Raw genomic sequence first — 22,007 nt, 5'->3', positions numbered from 1 at the left:
GGACGCCGATGCCGCGCCACTCCTCGGGCACGGTGAGGTCGTCCGGCTGGAAGTACAGGCCGGGCTCGACGGTGAGCACCATGCCCGGCTCCAGCACGCCGCCGACGTACTCCTCGTTCCGGGCCTGCGCACAGTCGTGGACGTCCAGACCGAGCATGTGACCGGTGCCGGCCATCGTGAAACGGCGCTGGAGGCCGAGATCGTACGCACGGTCGGCCGGGCCCTCGATGAAGCCCCACTCGACCAGCCGTGCCGCCAGGTGGCGCTGGGACGCCTCGTGGAAGTCCCGGTACGCGGCGCCCGGCTTGACGGCCGCCATGCCGGCTTCCTGGGCCTCGTACACCGCGTCGTAGACCTTGCGCTGCAGAGGAGTGAAGGTGCCGCTGATCGGCAGCGTGCGGGTGACATCGGCGGTGTAGAGGGTGTGTGTCTCCACGCCTGCGTCGAGCAGGAGCAGCTCCCCCGGGCGCACCGGACCGTCGTTGTCCGTCCAGTGCATGATCGTGGCGTGCTCGCCCGCGGCGCAGATCGAGCCGTAGCCGAGGGCATTGCCCTCAAGGCGTGCGCGGCGGAAGAAGGTGCCCTCGATCCACCGCTCGGACGTCGCGATCGCGCCGGAGAGCTCACCGATCACGTCGGTGAATCCGCGAACCGTGGAGTCCACGGCCTTGCGGAGCTCTGCGATCTCCCAGTCGTCCTTGACGAGGCGGAGGTCGCTCAGCGCCTCTTCGAGCTCGTCGTCGCGCTCCTCGTCGGTGGTGACGGCGGCCTCCAGGGCCGGGTCGATGCCCCGGACGATCCGGGTCGGTGCGCCGGAGGCGGCGGCCAGGTCGTCGGCCGCCGTGCGGACGTCCCGGCAGGGCAGACCGAGCACGAGCTCCGACTCGGCGAGCGAGCGGCGCCGGCCCATCCACAGCTCCGCCGTGGCACCGGTCCAGAACTCGTCGTTGTCCCTGCTGTCCCGCGGCAGCTGGTAGCAGTAGGCGTCATGGCCGCCGTCCGCCCGGGGTTCGAGGACGAGAGCACCGTCCCGGGCCTGGTCCCCGGTCATGTGCACGTAGCCCGTGTACGGACGGAACGGGTAGCTGTCGTCGTTCGAACGGGCCTTGAGGTTCCCGGAGGGGATCACCAGGCGCTCGCCCGGGAAGCGCGCGGAGAGCGAGGCTCGGCGGCGGGCCGCGTACGGAGCCTGTTCGTCGAGCCGCAGGTCGTGCCGCTCGGTGTCCGCCCAGCCCGTCCGCATCAGAGCGGACAGTTCCTCGGAGATCCCTGAGTAGAGACCATTCTTTCGGCCCTTGGCCACGGCGTACGCCTTCCTCTGGGTGGGTTTCTCAGCGGCGAGCGGTGGAGCGGGCCGTACGGACAGACGTGCTCCCGGTGCGGCTCGGCGCCCTCGCCGCCGCCGGTCGTCGGCGGCTCCAGGACGGTATCCCGCACCGCGCGCCTTCGGTGCCGAGGAGTGCCAGTGGCACAGATCGGCCACAGCTGCCGGCCGGAGGCGTCGATAATGGGGCATATGACGAACGCGAGACTCGGTGAGGCGCTTCGGCTCCTGGGCATCGATCACGAGGCGGGCCAGGTCTATCTGGCACTGCTCGAACTGGCCCCCGCCCCGCTGAGTTCGATCGCCGCCGCGGCCGGTCTGGACGGTGCGGAGCTGGCGGCTGCTTACGGCGCGCTGGTCGATGCCGGTCTGGCCAGTGCCGCCGAGGAGGGCGCGGACGTGGTGGCCCCGGTTCCGCCGGCCGCCGGGCTGGAGGTCCTCGCCCGGCACCGGGCGGCCGAGGTCGAGGAGTCGCGCATCACCGTCGGGGGCGCGTTCGAGTCGTTCCGGCGGCAGCGGCTCGCCGCGTACAACGACAATCTCGTCGAGGTCGTCACCGGCGACGCGATCGGCCCCAGGATCCGTCAGGCCTGGGCGAGCGCCCGCGAACGGATCCGGCAGTTCGAGTCACCGCCGTACTTCCCGCTGGCCGAGTCCACGGACGACGCGCTGGCCACCCTCGCCAGAGGGGTGACGCAGCAGGTCGTGTACTCGCGGGAGTCGCTGGAGTACCCGGGCCACCTGAAGGAGGACATCGAACCGTGCATCAAGGCCGGCGAGCAGGCCAGGGTGCTGCCGTCGGTTCCGGTCAAACTCGTGATCATCGACGAGGCGTACGCACTCGTGTCGTTGTCGATCCAGGAGGCGGACGTACACAACACCATGCTGATCGTGCAGCCCTGCGGGCTGCTCTCCGCACTCATGGCGCTGTTCGAGCAGTCCTGGCACAACGCCCTGCCGTTCCACGGCCGCACCACTCGCCCGGGCGGCCTGCAACCCGCCGACCGGCGCCTGCTGTGGCTCCTGGCGGGCGGCGCGGGCGACGACGTCATCGCCCGCGAGTTGGGAATCAGCCGCCGCACACTCTTCCGCCGCCTTCAGATCCTGATGGCCCGGCTGGGCGCCGCGAACCGTTTCCAGATGGCCTTGCAGGCACAGCGCAACGGATGGCTGTGACACCACGAGGGCCAGTGCGCCACCGACGGGTACGCGGCGGGCATCGCCCTACGGGAGGGAGGCCGGGCCGGTGGCGAAGTCGGCGAACCAGGCCAGCATTTCGGGATGGGTGACGGCGCCCTCGGCGCTCACATCGGCGACCTGGGCACCCTGGAGGATGCGCTTGACGGGAACCTCCAGCTTCTTTCCCGTCAGCGTCCGCGGCACGGCCCTGATCGCGACGATGGCGTCCGGAACATGCCGGGGGGACAGGCTCTGCCTGATCGACGTGGCAATGGTGTTCCGGAGCGCGTCGTCGAGGGTCGCTCCCTCGTCGAGGACCACGAACAGTGGCATGAAGTACCGGCCGTCCCGGAGTTCGGCACCGACGACGAGGCTGTCGGAGATCCGTGGGAGCCGCTCGACGACGGCGTAGATGTCGGCGGAGCCCATCCGTACCCCCGTGCGGTTGAGTGTCGAGTCGGAGCGCCCTGACACCACGACCGACAGATCGGCGTCGACCGTGACCCAGTCACCGTGTCGCCACACTCCTGGAAATACGTCGAAGTAGCTCTCCAGATAGCGGCGGTTCTCGGGGTCGCCGACGAAGTACAGCGGCATCGAGGGCAGCGGTGCCGTCACCACCAGCTCTCCCTGCTGCCCGACGAGCGGCCGGCCCGAGGGGCCCCAGGCGGCGAGGGCGACTCCCAGCGCGGGGCACTGGATCCGGTTCGCACGCACGGGAAGCAGTGGGGAACCACCGGCGAGCACCGAACAGATGTCGGTCCCTCCGCAGATCGACTGCAGCCACGCGTGCGGGGCGAGACGGTCGTACACCCAGCGCCATGTGCTTTCGGGCATCGGCGATCCGGTCTGCAGGATGGATCGCACAGCGCTCAGGTCCACCTCAGCCACCGGGTCCGTGTCCGCCTTCTCCGTGGCGACGAGGTAGGCCGCTCCCACGCCGACCATCGTCGCACCGGTCTGCTGGGCGACCCGCCAGACGCCGTTCGCATCGGGACGGGTGGGGCTGCCGTCGTACAGGACGAGCGTGGCACCGTGCAGCAGACCGCCGACCATGAGGTTCCACACCATCCAGCTGGTGGAGGTGTGGAAGAAGAAGCGATCGTCGCTCCGCAGGTCGACACCGAGTCCGAGGGCCTTGAGCAGCTCCACGACGATGCCGCCGTGGGACTGCACGATGCCCTTCGGCACGCCCGTGGTGCCGGACGACCACAGAATCCACAGTGGGTGGTCGAACGGGACGTCGGCGAAGCGGAGTTCCGCCTGCCGTTCCACCAGGTCGGCCCATGCGTGCTGCTCCACGGCCGTCCGCCGCGACCACGGCGATCCGGCCGAGGACGTGTGGAGGTGATCGATCGCGAGCAGGTGCCGGACCGTGGGCAGCCCGTCCACGATCTCGGCGACCGCCGGGCGCCGGTCGAACTCCTTCCCCCCGTAGTGGTATCCGTCCGCCGCGACCAGGACCGTCGGCCGTGCCTGCCGCAGTCGCGCGAGCACGCTGCCCGTTCCGAAGTCCGGCGAGCACACCGTCCACACCGCGCCGACAGCGGCGCCGGCCAGCAACGCGACCACGGCATCCGCCGTGTTCGGCAGGTATCCGGCGATACGGTCACCGGGCTCCACGCCCATCTCCCGGAGGGACGCGGCGACCGCCGCGACCCGGCGCCCCAGCTGTTCCCACGACATCTCCACGGGTGCGCCGCCCTCCGGCACACTGATCAGGGCGGGCCGCGCGGTGGTGGCACGGGCGAGGCACCGCTCGGCGAAGTTCAGCCGGGCCCCCGGGAACCAGGACGCCCCGGGCATCGACGGATCCTCCAGCACCTCCTGGTAGCCGCTGACGGCGTCCAGGTCGTAGAACTCCCACACGGCCGACCAGAACGCCGGCACGTCGGTGGTGCTCCACCGCCACAGCTCCGTGTAGTCGGAGAAGGACAGTCCACGTGCGCTGCTCAGCCAGCGCATGAAGCCTGCGATGTTGGAGCCTTCGGCCACCGGGCGGCTCGGGGACCACAACAGGTCGGTTTCGGTGCTCATCAGCGCCTCCGGAGGCGGTGTCGTGCGGGTCGTACCGCGTGCGGGTCATACCGGACGTCGGACGGACGCCTCGGACGGGATTCGGCCGAGCTCGCGGACGAGCTCTTCCGCGCGCGGCCATTCACCGTGGCCGGACGCGGGGTTGAGGTGTCCGACCGGGCCGAGATCCACGAGACGGCTCCCCCATGCCCGGGCCAGCTCGGCGACGCGGTCGAAATCGGCCAGGGGGTCGTCGGTGCTCGCCGCGACGATGCTGGGGAAGGGCAGGGTTGTCCGTGGCACGGGCAGCCAGCCGTTCTCGCGCAGGGCCTCCGGTGTGGGGTGGCCCTCGGGCAGCGGCGTGCCGAAGTCCGGCGGCGTCGCCAGCAGCGCGCCCGCGATCGGACGCCGGTGCCGTCGCGCCCAGTGCGCGACGGTCATGACCCCGGCGCTGTGGGCGACCACGACGACCGGACCGGCGATGTCCGACAGCACTTCGTTCAGGGCGGTGACCTGGGCGCCGCAGCTCAGCCTGCCGCTCGTCAGCGGCGGGACGGTCCGGGCACCGGCGATCCGGTCGGCGAGAACGGTCTGCCAGTGATCCGGCACGTGATCGCGCAGTCCGGGAACGATGACGACCGTCGGTGGTGCGGTGGGACTCATGTCGAAGGCTCCGGTTTCATGAGAGTCGCGGCGGGAAGCAGGGCCAGGCGGCGTAGATCGCCCTCGTAGCGGAGCTTGCCGATGACGAAGGCCGCGCCGCTCAGGACCGCGACGAAGGGCACCAGTCGCAGGGCGCCGAGCAGGCCCATGCGGTCGGCGAGCATGCCCGTCACCGCGGGCCCCGGGGCGAGCCCGAGCAGGCTGTTGGCCAGGGTGAGCGTGGCCATGGCCGTGGCCGCCACGGCGGCGGGGGTCAGATTCGCCACCATCGCGGCCGCCGGGCCGGCCGTGGCGTTGGACAGCAGGGTTCCGGCCCCGATCAGCAGCAGCTGCGGGGTGCCGGCCGGCAGGTGGAACCCGGCCGTCAGCAGCACGAGCGACCCGAGACTGCAGCTGATCGCGACGGTCCACTTCCGGGCGCCCGCCCTCCGGCTGAGGCGGTCGGTGACGTACCCGCTCAGGATCATGCCCGCCCCGGTGATCAGGGCGAAGGCCCCGGCCACCACACCGGCCTTCGCGGTGGGCATGGCGTAGTAGCGGCTGAGGAAGCTGGGCATCCAGGCGAGCAGGGCCATCGCGATGAACATCTGCAGTCCGCTGCCGATGTAGGCGCAGAGCACGGAGACCGAGGAGAACAGCCGCGGCAGCAAGGTCCGGAGCGGGGCCCGTTCGCCGGACGGGCCGCCGCTGCCGCCCGTACCCGGACCCAGTCTCTTCTCCTCGACCACGACGCCGTAGACCGCGGCCATGACCAGTCCGGCGATTCCCATGACACCGAACGCCCAGCGCCAGCCGAGGTGCTGGGCGACGACGCCGCCGACCGACACCCCCAGCACGGATCCGAAGGCCCCTCCCGCGATGAAGGCACCCGAGAGTGTGGCCCGCAGGGTGACGGGAAAGACGCTGAGGACCACCGCGATGCCGACACTCCCGTAGGCAGCCTCGCCGACACCGACCAGGAACCGTCCCAGGAACATCTGGCCGTAGCTCGCGGCGACGGCGCAGCCCAGCGTCGCCAGGCTCCACACCGTCGCGGCGACGACCAGGCTCCTGACCCGGCCCCAGCGGTCCGCCAGGAGCGACAGGGGGAAGGTGAGCACCCCCACCATCAGGGCCACGATGCCGCTGAGCGAACCCAGTTGGGCGTCGTCGAGCAGCCATTCCGCCTTCAGCAGCGGAAAGACCGCGTTGAGGACCTGCCGCGACATGTAGTCGATCAGCAGGAGTCCGAAACTCAGCGCGAACACCAGCCGGGCATACCCGCGGGACGCGGCCGGCGTGGCGTGGGACGTGCCGGGCACTGTCGTGCCGGCGGTGTGAACTCCCATTGGCGTCACCTTCTCGTCTCCGGTCCGGGCTCAGAAGGTTCTGTCGCCGACGATTCCGGCGCGCTCCATCTTGCGGACGGCGGGCCAGTAGTCCTGGACGGCGTAGTGCTGGGTGGAGCGGTTGTCCCAGATGGCGAAGCTGTTCGGCCGCCAGCGCCAGCGCACCTGGTACTCGGGGACGGCCGCCTGGCTGATCAGGTAGTTCAGGAGGTTGCTCGCCCCGGGCGCGTGGTCCTGGCCGAAGCGCACGTTCTCGGGCGTGTGGAAGTTGACGAAGTGGGTGGTGAAGGCGTTGACGAAGAGGATCTGCTCACCGGTCTCCGGGTGGGTGCGCACCACCGGGTGTTCCGCGTCCGGGTACCGGTCCTTCAGCCGGTGGCGCTGGTCCATGGGCATGACGGCGCCGAAGCTCGCCTCGATGCTGTGCCGTGCGCGCAGACCGGCGATCTGCGTCCTGATGTGCTCCGGCAGCCTGCGGTAGGCCTCGGCCATGTTGACCCAGACCGTGTCCCCGCCGACGTCGGGCGTTTCCACACAGCGCAGCACGGCCCCCATGGGCGGGCACTCGCGCCAGGTCGCGTCGCAGTGGAGGGCGTTCTCGTAGTGCTCGGGCTTGCTGTCCAGGTCCTTGTAGATACGGACCAGTCCCGGGTGGTCGGGATCGCTGCCGGCCACGGGGTGGTCCTCCAGCGGGCCGAAGCGGGAGGCGAGGGCGATGTGCTCGGCGCGCGTGATGTCCTGGTCCCGCAGGAAGAGGACCTTGTGCTTCAGCAGCAGTTCCCTGAACTCGGCGAACAGGTCGTCGTCGCGCGCGGCGTCCCCGAGGTTCACGCCGAAGAGCTCGGCGCCGATGGTGCAGGTCAGCGGCTCGGCCCTGATCGATGTACGGAGAACACCCGGGCGCACCAGGGCGGGCGCGGCTTCCCTCGGGTGAGTTTTCTGAGGCATGTGTTCACTCCTGGGGTGAGGTGCGAGGCACAGCGTGTTCGAAGGTGCCGGGCACGGCGGTCTCGATGTGCGTGGCACGGAGTGTTCAGAGGACGAAGACGGAGGATCCCGTGGTCCGTCCAGCCTCCAGATCGCGGTGTGCCTGAACCGCGTCCTGGAGGGAGTAGCGCTGGTTGATCCGGATCTTGATACGTCCGGAGGCGACATGCCCGAACAGCTCGCCCGCCAGGGCGTCCCGCTCCGCGGGTTCCGCGATGTAGTCGGCCAGCGCGGGCCGGGTCACGAACAGGGAGCCGTGGACGGCGAGTTGCATGGCGTCCAGGGGCGGCACACCGGAGGCCGTACCGAAACACACCAGCAGGCCGCGGCGCCGGAGCGAGGCCATGGATCCGGCGACGGTGTCCTTGCCGATGCTGTCGAGCACGACGGGGACCCCCGCGCCGTCGGTGAGTTCCCGCACCCGCTCGGCCACGTTCTCGCGACGGTAGTGGATGATCTGGTCGCAGCCGTGTGCGCGGGCGACCTCGGCCTTCTCCTCGCTGGAGACCGTGCCGATCACGTTGATGCCGAGCAGCTTCGCCCACTGGCAGACGATCAGGCCGACGCCTCCCGCCGCCGCGTGGAGCAGCACGGTGTCTCCGGGCTTCAGCGGGTGGATCCGGCGCAGCAGGTAGGCGGAGGTGAGGCCGCGCATGGTCATCGCGGCGGCGGTCTCGCAGCTGATCCCGTCCGGCAGTCTGATCAGCGACCCGGCGGGCATGACCCGCTCGGTGCTGTAGGCCCCCAGCGGACTGCCGGTGTAGGTGACGTTGTCGCCCTCGGCGACGTGCGTCACCCCCTCGCCCACGGCCTCGACCACACCGGCGGCCTCGACGCCGAGCCCCGCGGGCAGCGGAGCCGGGTACAGACCGGAGCGGAAGTAGGTGTCGGCGAAGTTGAGTCCGACGGCGATGTGCCGGATCCGTACTTCGCCCGGGCCCGGGTCGCCGACGGTGACTTCCTCCCACCGCATGACTTCGGGGCCGCCGGTCTCATGGAAGCGAATGGCGTGTGCCACGGGTTGCTCCGTTCGCTGGTGTGTGGGTACGGCGGTCGCGGGCCGACCCGGACCGGCCGGGACGGACGCGGGGTCGGCCCCCGGACCGCCGCTGGTGAGGGGTGGGTCAGCTCTTCGCGTCGCGCTGCATGAATCCGCGCCGGCCGGGGCGCCGGTTGGGCACCATGCCGAGCTGCGCCAGGGTCTCGTCGGTGTCCGAGTACCACTCGCCGAGCTTGTAGATCTTCTTCGCTTCCGGGCCGGTGGCGATCTCACGGCCGAGCGCGTCGGCGATCCGGACCATCTGTTCGACCTGCTTCACGGAGGACATCCGCTCACCCTTGCGCCGCCACAGGTTGTCCTCGTTGCCCACCCGTACGTGCGTGCCGAGGGCGATGCCGATGGCGTTCATCGGCGCCACCGCACGCATGGACGCCTCGATGCTGAGTACGGCGCCGTCCGGGACGCGTCGGACGAACTCGATCAGGTCGGCCGGATGGCGGCCGGCGAAACCGCCGCCGATGGCGACGTAGTTGAGCACCATCGGCCCGTTGTAGATGCCCTTGCGGACCAGCCGTTCCACGGTCTCCAGCTGTGCCATGTTGGCGAGTTGGAAGTGCGGCTGGACGCCGTTGGCGCGGAGTCGCTCCAGGTGCTCCAGATAGAAGTCGGGTCCTGCCTCGACCACCATGTCCCGGTAGGCCTTGTAGTAGGCGGGCTTGGCCATCGAGGTGCCCTCGATGTCCTCGTCGTCGAAGAGCTCGACGATGTTCATCTGGTTGGTGTTGATCGCGATCGTCACCTGGTCGGGGCTGGGGGTGATCTCCGCGAGCAGGTGGCGGGTGTCGTAGCTGAGCCACTTGGCATCGGCGCCCTCGTCCTCGGGGGCGAAGGAGATCGACCCGCCGATCTGGAGGATCATGTCCGGCACGGCTTCGCGCAGCCGGGCCATCAGCTCGTTGAACATGGACATGCGCTTGGAGCCGTGGCCGTCCAACTCCCGCACATGGATGTGCAATGCCGTGGCGCCGGCGTTGTAACAGTCGACGGCGGCCTGCACATGCTCATCCATGGTGAGCGGGAGGTCGTCGGCGTCACCGGGCAGCCATTCCGGCCCGTAGGGGGCCGCCTGGATGACCAGTTTCTCCTGGTTCTCCGGGTAGAGGGAATCGTCGAGGAAGTGCACGGTCCATCTCCTTTGTCGGACGGGGCTTCACTCGCCGCGCGCACCTCTGCCCTGGGTACGGGGCCGGAAAGGCCCTGGTGAGGGGCGGGGTGAGGTCGCGGACGGGATTTCCGGGCCCGCTGGGCGGCTCGGATTCGATCAGCGAGTCCAAAGGGGGCTCTCGGCTGCGAGCAGGGTTCCTGCTCTTCCTTGTGGGGGCCGTCGGTATCCCCTGCGGTAATGCAACGTTAAGCGCGGGTTACGTGCCGCGCTTTCCCCTGAGTGACAGCCGACTTATCACTTGGGGACAGGGCTCTGCCCGGCCGGCGCCGCCCCGGCCGGGACTTCGCCTGCCGGCCCCGCCCCGGCCCGGGAAGTCCGGGGCGGGGCGGCGTTCCGCTTCGTCCGGTGTCCGGCTCCTGATCGCCGGTGGTCACTCCTCGCCGGAGTGCTGCTGCCTGGCCCTTCCGATGCGCCACTCCCTCGGGCTGCTGCCGAACTGCTCACGGAACCAGCGTGAGAAGCCGCTCGGTGCGGAGAATCCCAGCAGCCCGGCGATCTCCGTCAGGGAGCGGCGCGGGTTGGCCACGAGTTGCTCCGCGAGCTCGGTACGTGTCGCGTTGAGGAGGGAGGAGAACGTCTCGCCGGAGTCCGCCAGGTGCCGGTGGACGGTTCTCCGGTCGACGCCGAGGCTGGATGCGACCTGCTCGATCGAACAGCGTCCGCTCGGCAGCAGGACTTCGATCAACTCGCGCACACGGTCCGGCACGGTCGTGTCCCGTGAGACCGCGATGGACTCGAAATACTGGCGCGCGTAGTTCCGGAGCAGCGGGTCCGACATCGCGTTGGGAGTATCGAGGTCGCTCGCACAGAAAACAATTCCGGTGAATTCCCGGTCGAATTCCGCCACCCTGCCGAAGATACGCCGGTGAGTACCGGGGTCTTCGGGTGCACTGTGCGTGAAACATACGGAGACCGGCTGCCACCGGGCGCCGAGGAATGTACGGAGGACTCCATGGAACGCGCCCACGGCCAGCTCCTTGGCCTGCCGGGCTTCCATGGCCTCACCCAGGTCCAGTCCCAATTTGAGGGTGGCCAGGCCGTTCGCCTCGGAGACTCGGCTACGGAGCATTTCGTTGTACATGTAGTCATGCCGCATGAGCAGCCCGAGTGCGCTGCGGACGTCGGGCTCCTCGCGGATGACCAGGCTGATGGGCCCCAGGTTGGCGAAGCGCCGGCGCTCGGCGAGGAGCAGGCCGAAGTCCTCGTGGTGCGAGGCCGCCGCCGAGAGTTCGAGCAGCTGGGCCACGGCCACGCCGGAGATCCATCTGTCCTGGACCGCGAGGCCCACGGGGTCCAGCCCCACGCTCTTCATCAGCGCCTGCGGATCGACACCGAGGGACCGACTGAGCTCGACGTAGCCGTTCAGCGCCGCATTGCGGACCAGTGGCTTCAAGTGCGCACTCCAAGGCTCTGTCCCCAGATGATAAGTACGGTGTCACCTCAAGTAAAGCGATGCGCCGGGCCGTGACCTAGCGTTGCACCACCGCACCGGAGGTCGCCTCCCGGATTCGGTGTCACGGCCGATCGGAAATCCCGCGGGGACACCATGGCAAATACTCCGACCATTGACCAGCCCTCTGGAAAATCGGCAGGGAATCCTATGCAGATGAGCAGCTCTCGACGGAATGACCCGGTTCGGATCCGCGTAATTCTTCCGCCTGGGGATCAGAAGTGTTCCGGCCGCACGAATGCACGACCCGAGTGAGGCCACCATGACGAGCGTGGACAACGTGCTGCGCCGCCCCTGCGCGGGGCCGGCCGTGTGGAAGGGCCCGGATCTGGTGAACTCCACCGAGTGGGTCCTGCGGCTGTCGCCGGCGTGGACCGGCGAACTCGACGCGGCTCTGCGGTCGGTGCGCGAGCGCGGCCTGCCGCTGCTGAAGGTGACCGCCGACGACTTCCCGCTGCCGACGCTGGCCGGTGAACTGGCCCGGCTCTCCGAGGAATTGGAGAACGGGCGGGGCTTCGTACTCGTCAAGCGCATTCCGGTGGAGCGGTACGGCCGGGCGGCGGCGAGCACCGTCTTCTGGGGGCTCGGTCAGCATCTGGGCATCCCGGTGTCGCAGAACGCCGCGGGCCACATGCTCGGTCATGCCCGGGACACCGGCGCCACCATGGCCGATCCCGCGACGCGCGGCTATCAGACGAGAGCGCGGCTGCCGTTTCACACCGACGGTTCCGATGTACTCGGGCTGTTGTGTCTGCGAGCGGCACGCACCGGCGCGCGGACAGCCGTCGTCAGCTCGGCGGCCGTGTACAACGCCGTGCTGGCGCGGCGGCCGGATCTGGTCGAGCGCCTGTACCGCACACACTTCCTGGACCGCCGGGGGGAGCAGCCTCCCGGTGAACTCCCCTACTCAGCGGTTCCGTTCGCTTTCTGGGACGGAGGGAAGCTCAGCCTGCGGTACAACCGCTGCTATCTGGAGTCCGCCCAGCGCTTTTCCGGCGTGCCCCGTCCGGAGCGGGCGGATGTGGAGCTGTTCGACCTCGTCGACGAACTGGCCGAGTCCCCGGAATTCCGGCTCGATGTCGACTTCGAGGCGGGCGACCTGCTGCTGCTCAACAACCACGCGGTGCTTCATTCCCGCACCGAGTACGAGGACTTCGCCGCACCGGAGCTGAAGCGCCACGTGCTGCGGCTGTGGCTGGCCGTGCGTCAGGGACGCGATCTGCCGCAGAGCTTCTGGGGAAGTCCACCCGTCGCTTCCGACCGCGCCGGCCGCGGCGGGATCACACCGCGTGACGTGATCGCGCCGCGGAACCCGGCGAGCCGCAGCGGCTCCCGCAGCCGATGGTGACCGTCACCGGCTCAGACCGAAGAGGATGCCGAATGAACAATCTCGCCTCACTCCTGACGGACTCCGCCTCCGCCGACGGTGACCGCATCGCTGTCCGCCAGGACGAGACCGTGCTCACCTATGGCCAACTCGACGATGCGAGCGCCCGGTTCGCCACCCTGTTGCAGTCCGAGGGCGTCCGTCCGGGCGATCGTGTGGCGCTGGTGATGCCCAATGTCACCTGCTTCCCCGTCGCGTACTACGGCATCCTCCGCGCAGGCGCCGTGGTGGTCCCGATGAACCCGCTGCTGAAGGCCCGTGAGATCGAGTTCACCCTCCGGGATTCGGGGGCCCGCGTCGTGGTGGCGTCCCCGCTGTTCGCCGACGAGGCCGCGGTGGCCGCCGCGGCGGCCGGAGCCCGATGTCTGGCCACGGACCCGACGGCGTCCGACATCCTGACGCGGACCGCCGCACCGATGTCCGGAATCGTCGAGCGGGCCGCCGACGACACCGCCGTGATCCTCTACACCTCGGGTACGACAGGCACCCCGAAGGGCGCCGAACTGACCCACCGCAATCTGATGACCAACGCGGCGACCACGGTCGGCACACTGATCCGCGTCGGGCCGGACGACGTACTGTTCGGCGGGCTGCCGCTGTTCCACGCTTTCGGGCAGACCTGCGCCCTCAACACGGCCGTCGCCGCGGGCGCCACCCTGACCCTGCTGCCGCGGTTCGATCCGGCGAAGGCTCTGGAGATCCTGCACCGGGACGGGGTCACCGTCTTCCTGGGCGTCCCCACGATGTACACGGCCCTGCTCAACGCCGGGATCCCCGACGGCCATGGCTTCCCACGGCTGCACCTGGCCGTTTCCGGCGGTGCTTCCCTGCCGGTCGAAGTACTCCACGGCTTCGAGCGGGAATTCGGCGTGACCGTACTGGAGGGCTACGGACTCTCGGAGACTTCCCCGGTCGCCGTGTTCAACCCTCCGGACCGGCCGCGCAAGCCCGGCTCGATCGGGCTGCCCGTCCGAGGGGTGGAGCTGAGGCTCGTCACGGAAGAAGGCACCACGGCCGGTCCGGGCGAAGTCGGTGAGATCGCGATCCGCGGCGAGAACGTCATGAAGGGCTACTGGAACCGCCCCGGCGCGACCGCGGAGGCCTTCCGGGACGGATGGTTCCACAGCGGCGACCTCGCCCGGGTCGACGGGGACGGCTACTGCTTCATCGTCGACCGGAAGAAGGACCTCATCATCCGCGGCGGATACAACGTCTACCCGCGTGAGATCGAGGAGGTGCTGTACGGACACCCTGCCGTCGCCGAGGCGGCGGTGATCGGTGTGCCGCACCGGACGCACGGGGAGGAGGTGGCTGCCGTGGTAACGCTCCGGGACGGTGAACGGGCCACGGCCGATCAGCTGCGCGACTACGTCAGAGAGCGCGTGGCCGCCTACAAGTACCCCCGGATCATCACGTTCACCGACCGTCTCCCCAAGGGCGCCACCGGCAAGATCCTCAAGCGCGAGATCGTCCTGGGACACCGGACGATCGACCGCTGAACCGGCCCGTTTCCGTACCGGATCCGAAGCCGGCCGACGCGACCGCCGGTACTCGTAGCTGAACACTCATGGACAGCTTGATGAAAGCTGTTCGATCTTGGCCGAAAAGCGGCGGTCACTGACTAACGTCCGCCTTTATGAAACGTATACGCACAGCGGCAGGGCTCTGTCTCGCGCTGCTGTTCCTCGTGCTGGGCATCGGCGCCCAGCCCGCGCTGGCGCACGTCTCGCGCCAGCACGCAGAACTCGTCGTCGCCACCGGGGACGACGTCACCAGCGGCCGACTCATCGTCCACCGCGACCTCGTGTCCCCGGAGCAGGCCGGAGCCTGGGCGAACCGGCTGCTGCCGGCCGGCTGCCCGGCCACCGGATCCGGCGTTCCCGGCGACAACGGCGGGGTGCCCGGCGGGGTAGTGATCGAGCTGGCGTGGAGCTGTCACGTCGACGCGCTCGACCTGAGCCCGCTCATCGACAAGGGCGGACTGACCCAGGTCGTCGTCGAGTTCGACGGCACGACGGTCGACGCCTCCGCGGCCACGCCGCTGGTCGACGCCAAGGGCGCGCACGCGCTGCCCCGTTTCCCGTGGCTGACCGTGGCTCTCGCGGTGGCGGCCGGCATCGTGCTCGTACTCGCCGCGCTGCGGCTGCCCGCCCTGCTGCGGTCGCTGCGCACCCGCCGCCGGTTCCAGCTGGCCACCGTGGGTGCCGTCGCGCTGTCCTGCCTCGCTCCGCAGGCGGCGATGGCCGACGACACGGCACCGGCCACCGTCACCGTCGAGGGCACCGTCTTCAAGGACACCAACGGCAACGGCAGGCGGGACAGGGGCGAGCGCGCCATGTCCGGCGTCGATGTCACCGACGGCGCCGTGTGGACCACGACCGGCGCGGACGGCTCGTACTCCCTCGCCATCGATCCGGGCCGGCGCGAGACGGACCTCGTCAGCATCGTCTCGCCCGACGGCTACACGCCCGCACTCCGCAAGGACTACATCCCGCAGTTCTTCCACAAGGTCCCCGAGACTGGCGGCAGGGGCGTCGACTTCGCGCTCGTACCGGACCGCAACGCCTCGGACCCCACCGAGACCTGGGTCATGAACTCCGACCCCGAGGTCGGCAACCGCACCGACGCCGAGGCGCGCACGGCACTGCCCCAGTGGACGGGTCAGGTCCAAGCGATGTCCGAGGTCGACGGCGCGACGATGCAGATCGCGACCGGTGACCTCACCGTCACGGACTACGCCGAGGAGCCGCGCCGCCAGGGCGCGTACGACCTCTTCAGCAAGGGCCTGGAGCAGGGGCGGCTCGGCCACCCCTTCTACCCGGTCATGGGCAACCACGACTTCGGCGGCACGGCCACCTCCCAGGGCTACGCCGGCAGCATGGAGTACTACCGCCGCAACATCGCCCCCGAGTGGTACAGCTTCGACCGCAACGGCAGGCACATCGTCGTCCTGGAGGACAACTACGACGCGAGCGGGCTGAAGCCGCAGCTGGAGTGGTTGCGCGGGGACCTGGCCCGGCACGCGGTCGGCAAGCAGGTGTTCGTCTTCGCGCATCGCTCGCTGTTCACCCAGTGGGGCCCGGGGACCGGCATGCAGCCGACCATCGACGAACTGGCCAAGTACGACGTCCGGATGGTCGCCGCGGGCCACAACCAGCAGGCCGAATTCCGCCGGGGTGCCTTCGAACGGTCGGTGGAGATCAACAACCAGGGCACCTACGGGATCGACGGCGCCCACCCCGACTACAAGGTGCTGGACTTCACCGGGATCACGGACGATCCGCACACCCGCCGCAACGAGGACACCGGTCATGTCACCGGCGTCCACCGGCAGTTCGACATCGACGACGACAGCGCGCTGGTCAGCCCGGCACAGCACGGCGTGCACGGCTCGGCCGCCGGAGTCCCCGTCGAGGTGTACGCCGAGGACGACGGCCGCACCCCGGCCAGAGCCTTGGTGACCGTACGGGACCGCCGCGGGCACGTGGTGAAGCGGACGAGCCTGCGCTTCGGCCGGGAATCCGGCAGGCCCGGCATCGAGAACTGCTACACCCCGCCGGGCGGCAGGCCCGAGCCGTGCCCCGACGCACGCGGGGCATGGACCCGGGCGAGCGGCACACTGCACGGGCTGCGGCCCGGCACGTACACCGCGAGCACGACCGTGTACGACACCCGGGGCAAGGCGTTCCCCGCGCTTCCCGCGCTCCGGAGCACCTTCGACGTCGTACGGCAGTCGCAGCTCCCCGAGCCGAGGACCGGGCAGAACTGGCTCCGGCAGGGCGGTGACGAGGCCGGACGGTCCTCGTCCGCCGACGGGCCGGGCCCCGAGCTGGACCTGAAGTGGGCCCGGCACACCGGCGAGCAGTTCAACCTGAACGGCTCGGTGGTCGCGGACGGCAAGGTGATCGTCTCGTCCCGCGCGTTCGACTCGCCGTACAGCATGATGCTCGCCTACGACATCAGGTCCGGGCGGGAGATCTGGCGCACCTACCTGGACGGCGACGCCGAATCGGCGCCCACGCTCCACGACGGGCGGGTGTACCTGACGACCGGTGTCGGACGGATCTACGCACTGGACGTCCGGGACGGCCATGTCGCCTGGGAGTCGATCGACCGCGAGGAGCGGCACGGCGACACGGTGCGCCGTTACGGCCGCGCGGGCGGACCGGTCAGTGTCTTCGCGCTCACCGGGCAGGACCGCACGGTGGCCGTCTACCAGGACTGGGACACCGTCCGCTGCCGTGACGCGCGGACGGGCACCCTGCTGCCCGGCGGCTTCGGCGCCGCCGCCTCCTGGGGCCAGTCCCACAGCACCGCGGTGCGCGAGCCCGGCTCCGACACCGCCTATCTGCACTCCTCGTCGAGCAACACGGTCATCGCCATGGACCTGACGAGCTGCAAGCAGCTGTGGGCGAAGGACACCGCGGGCGACATCGACAGCCACTCGTCGCCCGTGCTCACCGACCCCGCGTCGGGCCCGGCGAAGCTGGTCACCTTCACCGCTTCCGGCGTCCGTGGGCACGACCCGCAGTCGGGTGCGGTGACCTGGGAGTCCAAGCTGGGCGGCGGCAGCACCTGCGAGCCGGGGCGCGCCCCGCTCAGCAGCCCGGCCGTCCGGGGCGACATCGCCTACGTGGCAGGGCGGGACGGTGTCGTACGCGCCTACGACACGAGCGCGGCCGATCCCTCGAAGCCGGTGTGGGAGACCAGGGCCGGCTATCTGCCCGGGGAGAGCCCGCTGGACGACAAGTGGCGGGTGGCCATGGGGTGTTCGGCGGGGGACGGTTCGCCGACGATGCATCCGCTGGTGACCGGGAAGCTGGTGTACGTGGGGACGTGGGACGGGCGGCTGCTCGTCCTGGACCGCGCCACCGGCCGGCAGCTCGCCGCGTACAACCTCGGCGCGGGCGTCGCGTCGGCCCTCTCCGTCAGCGGTGACTGGGTCTTCGTCCTCACGGACGACGGCACGGTCCACGCGCTGGCCTCGCGCCGGAACTGAGAGGAAGCACCACCGTGCGATCACTCCGCACCGGGGTGCTGCTCCTGCTGGCCGCCGTCCCCGCGCTGCTGTTCGGCAGCGCGGGGACGGCCCAGGCGCACCCCTTCGGCACACCCCCCGTCGTCCGGGTCGAGGCGACCGGCCCCTCCGCCGTGGAGGCGACCTGGTCCGCGCAGCAGGACGATGTCGCCGTCCTGCGGAAGCGCTCCGACGGCGATGTGACGGGCTATCTGCGCGCCCACATCGTCGTACGCCAGGACGGCAGCCCCTGCCGGACGGACCGGGTGGACGGCATGACCCTCCACTTCGCCTGCCCTAACCCGGTGGACCGGATCACACTGACGGTCACCGCGCTGACGGACATCGACCCCGCCTACCGGACGCTGTCGGTGACCGATCTGGGCGGCGGCGGGCTGCACACGGCGAAGGAGCCGACGCGCACACTGGCGCTGAAGTCCGAGGTGCGCGCCGACTCGCCCTCAGCGGGCGGGAGTTGGACCAGCGATCTCAGCTCGTTGCTCGACCGCGGGGTGGCCCTTCCCGTCGCGCTGCTCGTGGCGGCGGCCGTGGGCGCGCTGCACGCCTGCGCCCTCGGGCACGGCAAGTCGCTGGCCGCCGGATATCTGGTGGGCGGCCGGGGCAGACCGCGGGACGCGGTGTGGCTCGGGGGCATCGTCGCCGTGATGCACACGCTCTCGGTCGCCGCCCTGGCGATCGGCTGGTGGCTGGCGGCGAAGAACGCGCCGGACATGAAGGCGCTGACGGGATGGCTGCAACTGGCCGGTGCGCTGGTGGTGGCGGGGGTGGGCGTCAGCCTGCTGCGACGGAATCTGCGGCACCGAGGACACCACCATGCCCATCACCACGAGGGAGAGAACGAACACGGACACAGGCACGAACACGGACACGCGCACGATCACGGACATGGGCACAGCCACCACATTCCTGACGCCCCCTCGCTGCTCACCTGGCGGGGCCTGGTCCTACTCGGCGCCTCCGGCGGCCTGTTGCCCTCGCCGTCCGCCTTTCTGGTCCTGCTCACCGGGCTGCTCACGGGCAGGGTCGGCTTCGCCCTCGCGATGGTGGCCGCCTTCGGCTTGGGCATGGCCCTCACCCTGACGGGCGTCGGCCTGATCGTGCTGCGCGGCCGGGACGCACTGCTGAACCGCGTCTCCCGCTCCTCGCTGCTGCGTACCTGGACACCGAGGATCCCGCTGTTCGCCGCCTCGGCGGTGACGGCCGGAGGCGTGGTGGCCGCCGCGATCGCGATGGGACAACTCTCTGCGTAACACACTTAGGTTAGGCTAAGTTAAGCGAAATCGGAGATTCGGACGAACGACCAGGGTGGGGGCAGACATGGGACCGGTCGTCACGGAGTACGCGAGCGCACATCCGTCCGCGAGGCCGCATCTCCGGCGGGAGGAACCGCGAAGCGGCACGGTCGTCGTCAAGTTCGGCGGCAACGCCATGGTGGACGCGGAGCTGCAACGGACCTTCGCCCGGGACGTCGTGGAGTTGTGGCACACGGGCCTGCGCCCGGTCGTCGTCCACGGCGGCGGACCGCAGATCAGCTCGATGCTCGACCGCCTCGGCCTGGAGACCCGCTTCGAGGCGGGCCTGCGGGTCACCACTCCGGAGACCATGGAGGTGGTGCGCATGGTGCTGAGCGGCCGGGTCCAGCGGGAACTGGTCGGTCACATCAACACCCATGGGCCCTACGCCGTGGGCATGACCGGCGAGGACGCGCACACCATGACGGCGGTGCGGCGGCCGGCCCAGGTGGACGGCCGGGCGGTGGACATCGGCCTCGTCGGCGAAGTCGTGGACGTCAACCCGGGCATGGTGGGCACCCTCCTGGAGCAGGGACACATCCCGGTGGTCTCCCCCGTGGCGCGCGGCGAGGGCGGAGAGGTCTACAACGTCAACGCCGACCTGGCCGCGTCGGCACTCGCCGTGGCCCTCGACGCCGAGCGGCTGGTGATGCTCACCGATGTGGCCGGGCTGTACGCGGACTGGCCGCACAGCACCGAGGTGATAGAGCAGTTGACGGCCGATGCGCTGGACGATCTGCTGCCGGGTCTGGCAGGCGGAATGCTGCCGAAGATGGAGGGCTGCCTGCGGGCCGTCCGCGGCGGTGTGCGCAAGGCGCAGGTGCTCGACGGCCGCGTGCCGCACGCCGTGCTCCACGGCGTCCTCGGCGAGTCCGTCCCCGGCACCACCGTGGTTCCCGGCGACGGCCCGGACCACGGCGCCGACACCGCCTGACCCGGGCGCGAACCCGCGGTCAGAGGACCGTAGAGAGAATCCTCGCGTTGCGACGGGGGTCCAGGGACTCCACCCAGGACGTGGGCGCCGAACGCGCGGCCGTGGGCGCGAAACCGTACTGGACGAACAGGTCGCCGCCGCCGGTCGTCGCCGTGAACAGGGCGCCGAGCGACCGGGCGCGCGCCGTGGCCAGCGCGGCGCGCAGGAGCCCGGCGCCCACTCCGTACCCCTGCCGGTGCCCGGCCACGCAGAAGTTGTACAGAACACCCACGGCACCGCGCTCCTCCCCGGGGCCCGCCGGGTACACCCGCAGGCCGACGGCACCCTCGACGGGGCACCCCGGAGCCTGCGCCACGAGGAAGTCGGCCGCGTGGACGGCGTAGAGCGGGGCGGGCCGCTCCCGCAACGCCCCCGAACGCACGAAGGGCCGTGACAGTACGGCGAGTTCGGCAGCGTCCTCCGCACGGGCGGGACGCACGGAGTGCGTCGCTACGGGGAGCGCGGGGGGCAGCGGAGCCTGGCGCGACGGAGCGTGCCGCGGCGTGGCCGTGATCAAGACTTTCCTCACTCGGTTCACGACCGGAACCCGGCTCACGGCCGGGACTCGGTTCACGCCCCGGACTCGATTCATGCCCGGGACTCGATTCACGCCCGGGACTCGATTCACGATCGGAGATCTGCTCGTCGCGGTGCCGGTTCAGTCGGTGGCCGCCGCGAGGGACCGGGGGCGCAGATCGGTCCAGTGGGTCTCGATGTAGTCGAGGCAGGCTTCTCGGCCGTTCTCGTCGAAGGCGATCGTCCAGCCGCCGGGCACCTCGGCGAAGGAGGGCCAGAGCGAGTGCTGTCCCTCGTCGTTCACCAGGACCAGGAAACGGCCTTCGGGGTCGTCGAAAGGATTGGTGCTCATGTGTCGGGGCCTCCTCGGGGCCGACGGGCCGGTGACGGCGGCGTCGTGAGTGTGCGTCAGGGCTCGGCTGCGGGCGGGATCGGAGATGGAGGGAGCCAAGTCATTAGGTTAGGCTCACCTAATACGATCTGAGCCTAACCTCTTCCCCTTCCCTCTCACAAGGAGACGCCGATGCACCTGGTGAGCCCCTTCGCCGGGTTCGGACTGCCCGGCGAACCCGGCACCGACGAGTTCTGGGCGGCGGCCCGGACCCCCGTGTCGGTACCTGCCGAAGGCGGCGGCTGGCGGACCCTGTTCCTCTGGCGCGGCAGCGAGGCCCTCATCGACTTCGAGAGCTGGTCGCAGCCGGTCCCCCTGCGCCGGTGGGCCGGCACGGACTGCTGGTACGCCGAGGTGCGCATGCCCGCGCGGCTGCGGGTGACCTACCGGTTCATCGCGGGCGGCGCGGCCTGCGCCGACCCGTTCAACCCGGTCGGGGCCGGCGGCGACCGTTCCATCGCCGCGACCCCGGACGCCCCGGCCCAGCCGCACTGGCCGGCCGTGGGCGCCGACGACGTACTGCCGCTCCCCCGCACCCGGCTCCGCTGGGCGAGCGAGCGGCTCGGCGGGCGGCGCACCGTGCGCGTCCACCCGGTGGGCGGCGGCGGGCCGTTGGTCCTGCTGCTCGACGGGGACGACTGGCTGCATCTGCACCCGGCGATGACCGCGTTCGACTCGGCCGCCGCCGGCGGCGGGATGCCGCCCGTCACCCTGGTCTTCCTCCCGGCCAAGGACCGGCAGGCCGAATTCGGGTGCAGGCCCGAGCTGTGGGAGGCGGTCCGGGACGAACTGCTGCCGCTGGTCGCGGAGTCCGGCGTACCGGCCGACCCCACCCGGCTGGTGGTGGCCGGGCAGAGTCTGGGCGGGCTGAGCGCGCTGTACGCGGCGCTGGAGTTCCCGGACCTGGTCTCGCGGGTCGCCTGCCAGTCGCCGTCCTTCTGGTGGGCGCCGGGCGCGGAGGACCGGCCGGACCCGTTGGGCGGACCGGTCGGCGGCGCCGTCGCCGACCGGCTGCGGAGCAGCCCCGACCTGTCCGGTCTGCGCTGCGCGTTCGACGTCGGGGAGCACGAGACGCGGATGCTGCCACACTGCGAACTGACCGAGGCGCTGACCGAACGGGCCGGTGCGACGGTACGGGTGTCGCGGTCGGCCTCGGACCACGACCGGGCGGGCTGGCGCCACGCCCTGCTCAGGGACGTCGCCTGGGCTCTCGCCTGAGCGGCGGTGCCGGGGACGCA

At 70.5% G+C, this 22,007-nt stretch carries 17 protein-coding genes; 7 read left to right on the top strand and 10 right to left on the bottom strand.

Features of this window, described 5'->3' with window-relative positions; all coding sequences use genetic code 11:
- On the bottom strand, positions 1-1,303 hold a 1,303-nt coding region (locus tag EES42_RS29985), incomplete at its 3' end, for an aminopeptidase P family protein (protein WP_164495363.1).
- A gap of 213 nt (positions 1,304-1,516) precedes the next feature.
- Between EES42_RS29985 and EES42_RS29980 the strand changes: the two genes are divergently transcribed.
- Positions 1,517-2,500, top strand: coding sequence for a helix-turn-helix domain-containing protein (locus EES42_RS29980; protein ID WP_206433636.1), 984 nt, complete (start codon positions 1,517-1,519; stop codon positions 2,498-2,500).
- A 48-nt stretch (positions 2,501-2,548) separates the two neighbouring features.
- On the opposite strand, the gene EES42_RS29975 is transcribed toward EES42_RS29980, so the two are convergent.
- The 7 genes from EES42_RS29975 to EES42_RS29945 form a co-directional block, all read right to left on the bottom strand.
- Positions 2,549-4,540: an acetoacetate--CoA ligase gene (locus EES42_RS29975; protein ID WP_124721404.1), complete on the bottom strand. Its 1,992-nt coding sequence runs from the start codon at positions 4,538-4,540 to the stop codon at positions 2,549-2,551.
- A 45-nt stretch (positions 4,541-4,585) separates the two neighbouring features.
- Positions 4,586-5,182: an RBBP9/YdeN family alpha/beta hydrolase gene (locus EES42_RS29970; protein WP_124721403.1), complete on the bottom strand. Its 597-nt coding sequence runs from the start codon at positions 5,180-5,182 to the stop codon at positions 4,586-4,588.
- Positions 5,179-6,510, bottom strand: a complete 1,332-nt coding sequence (locus tag EES42_RS29965; protein WP_124721402.1) for an MFS transporter — start codon at positions 6,508-6,510, stop codon at positions 5,179-5,181. The genes EES42_RS29970 and EES42_RS29965 overlap by 4 nt, the downstream gene beginning before the upstream one ends.
- 30 nt (positions 6,511-6,540) lie before the next feature.
- Positions 6,541-7,458, bottom strand: a complete 918-nt coding sequence (locus EES42_RS29960) for a TauD/TfdA dioxygenase family protein (protein WP_124721401.1) — start codon at positions 7,456-7,458, stop codon at positions 6,541-6,543.
- A gap of 85 nt (positions 7,459-7,543) precedes the next feature.
- Positions 7,544-8,515 carry a quinone oxidoreductase family protein gene (locus EES42_RS29955; protein ID WP_124721400.1) on the bottom strand — a complete coding sequence of 324 codons (972 nt, stop codon included), beginning with the start codon at positions 8,513-8,515 and terminating at the stop codon, positions 7,544-7,546.
- Positions 8,516-8,621: 106 nt separating this feature from the next.
- The gene (locus EES42_RS29950; protein WP_124721399.1) at positions 8,622-9,680 is read right to left on the bottom strand and encodes a beta-keto acid cleavage family enzyme; all 1,059 of its coding nucleotides are present in this window, start codon (positions 9,678-9,680) and stop codon (positions 8,622-8,624) included.
- Between the two features lie 412 nt (positions 9,681-10,092).
- Positions 10,093-11,115 carry an AraC family transcriptional regulator gene (locus tag EES42_RS29945; protein ID WP_124721398.1) on the bottom strand — a complete coding sequence of 341 codons (1,023 nt, stop codon included), beginning with the start codon at positions 11,113-11,115 and terminating at the stop codon, positions 10,093-10,095.
- 319 nt (positions 11,116-11,434) lie between these two features.
- On the opposite strand from EES42_RS29945, the gene EES42_RS29940 reads away from it, so the two are divergent.
- The 5 genes from EES42_RS29940 to argB all read left to right on the top strand — a co-directional run bounded on the left by EES42_RS29940 (position 11,435) and on the right by argB (position 19,823).
- Entirely contained in the window at positions 11,435-12,520 is a 1,086-nt protein-coding gene (locus tag EES42_RS29940) for a TauD/TfdA family dioxygenase (RefSeq protein WP_124721397.1), read from the top strand.
- A 32-nt stretch (positions 12,521-12,552) separates the two neighbouring features.
- Entirely contained in the window at positions 12,553-14,058 is a 1,506-nt protein-coding gene (locus EES42_RS29935) for a long-chain-fatty-acid--CoA ligase (RefSeq protein WP_124721396.1), read from the top strand.
- A 137-nt stretch (positions 14,059-14,195) separates the two neighbouring features.
- Complete coding sequence (locus EES42_RS29930) at positions 14,196-17,558, top strand: outer membrane protein assembly factor BamB family protein (protein WP_241196655.1); 3,363 nt, start codon at positions 14,196-14,198, stop codon at positions 17,556-17,558.
- A gap of 14 nt (positions 17,559-17,572) precedes the next feature.
- Positions 17,573-18,847: a hypothetical protein gene (locus tag EES42_RS29925; protein ID WP_241196654.1), complete on the top strand. Its 1,275-nt coding sequence runs from the start codon at positions 17,573-17,575 to the stop codon at positions 18,845-18,847.
- A gap of 67 nt (positions 18,848-18,914) precedes the next feature.
- Positions 18,915-19,823 (top strand): acetylglutamate kinase, encoded by a 909-nt coding sequence (argB, locus tag EES42_RS29920; RefSeq protein ID WP_124721395.1) that lies wholly within the window; start codon positions 18,915-18,917, stop codon positions 19,821-19,823.
- Positions 19,824-19,842: 19 nt separating this feature from the next.
- Here the strand turns inward: argB and EES42_RS29915 are convergent, their stop codons facing one another.
- Positions 19,843-20,301, bottom strand: a complete 459-nt coding sequence (locus EES42_RS29915) for a GNAT family N-acetyltransferase (RefSeq protein WP_241196653.1) — start codon at positions 20,299-20,301, stop codon at positions 19,843-19,845.
- Positions 20,302-20,520: 219 nt separating this feature from the next.
- Entirely contained in the window at positions 20,521-20,730 is a 210-nt protein-coding gene (locus tag EES42_RS29910; protein ID WP_124721394.1) for an MbtH family protein, read from the bottom strand.
- Positions 20,731-20,901: 171 nt separating this feature from the next.
- Between EES42_RS29910 and EES42_RS29905 the strand changes: the two genes are divergently transcribed.
- Positions 20,902-21,987 carry an alpha/beta hydrolase-fold protein gene (locus EES42_RS29905; RefSeq protein WP_124721393.1) on the top strand — a complete coding sequence of 362 codons (1,086 nt, stop codon included), beginning with the start codon at positions 20,902-20,904 and terminating at the stop codon, positions 21,985-21,987.
- Positions 21,988-22,007 lie beyond the last annotated feature (20 nt).

The organism is Streptomyces sp. ADI95-17, assembly GCF_003846175.1.
GTDB classification, from domain to species: Bacteria; Actinomycetota; Actinomycetes; order Streptomycetales; family Streptomycetaceae; genus Streptomyces; species Streptomyces sanglieri.
This window is presented reverse-complemented; position numbering and strand designations above follow the sequence as displayed.

What these genes read in the sequence shown, in the direction of transcription:
- EES42_RS29905 (WP_124721393.1), top strand. Translation starts at nt 20,902, where the DNA reads ATGCACCTGGTGAGCCCCTTCGCCGGGTTCGGACTGCCCGGCGAACCC.
- argB (WP_124721395.1), top strand. Translation starts at nt 18,915, where the DNA reads ATGGGACCGGTCGTCACGGAGTACGCGAGCGCACATCCGTCCGCGAGG.
- EES42_RS29910 (WP_124721394.1), bottom strand. Translation starts at nt 20,730, where the DNA reads ATGAGCACCAATCCTTTCGACGACCCCGAAGGCCGTTTCCTGGTCCTG.
- EES42_RS29975 (WP_124721404.1), bottom strand. Translation starts at nt 4,540, where the DNA reads ATGAGCACCGAAACCGACCTGTTGTGGTCCCCGAGCCGCCCGGTGGCC.
- EES42_RS29970 (WP_124721403.1), bottom strand. Translation starts at nt 5,182, where the DNA reads ATGAGTCCCACCGCACCACCGACGGTCGTCATCGTTCCCGGACTGCGC.
- EES42_RS29980 (WP_206433636.1), top strand. Translation starts at nt 1,517, where the DNA reads ATGACGAACGCGAGACTCGGTGAGGCGCTTCGGCTCCTGGGCATCGAT.
- EES42_RS29940 (WP_124721397.1), top strand. Translation starts at nt 11,435, where the DNA reads ATGACGAGCGTGGACAACGTGCTGCGCCGCCCCTGCGCGGGGCCGGCC.
- EES42_RS29935 (WP_124721396.1), top strand. Translation starts at nt 12,553, where the DNA reads ATGAACAATCTCGCCTCACTCCTGACGGACTCCGCCTCCGCCGACGGT.
- EES42_RS29960 (WP_124721401.1), bottom strand. Translation starts at nt 7,458, where the DNA reads ATGCCTCAGAAAACTCACCCGAGGGAAGCCGCGCCCGCCCTGGTGCGC.
- EES42_RS29930 (WP_241196655.1), top strand. Translation starts at nt 14,196, where the DNA reads ATGAAACGTATACGCACAGCGGCAGGGCTCTGTCTCGCGCTGCTGTTC.
- EES42_RS29965 (WP_124721402.1), bottom strand. Translation starts at nt 6,510, where the DNA reads ATGGGAGTTCACACCGCCGGCACGACAGTGCCCGGCACGTCCCACGCC.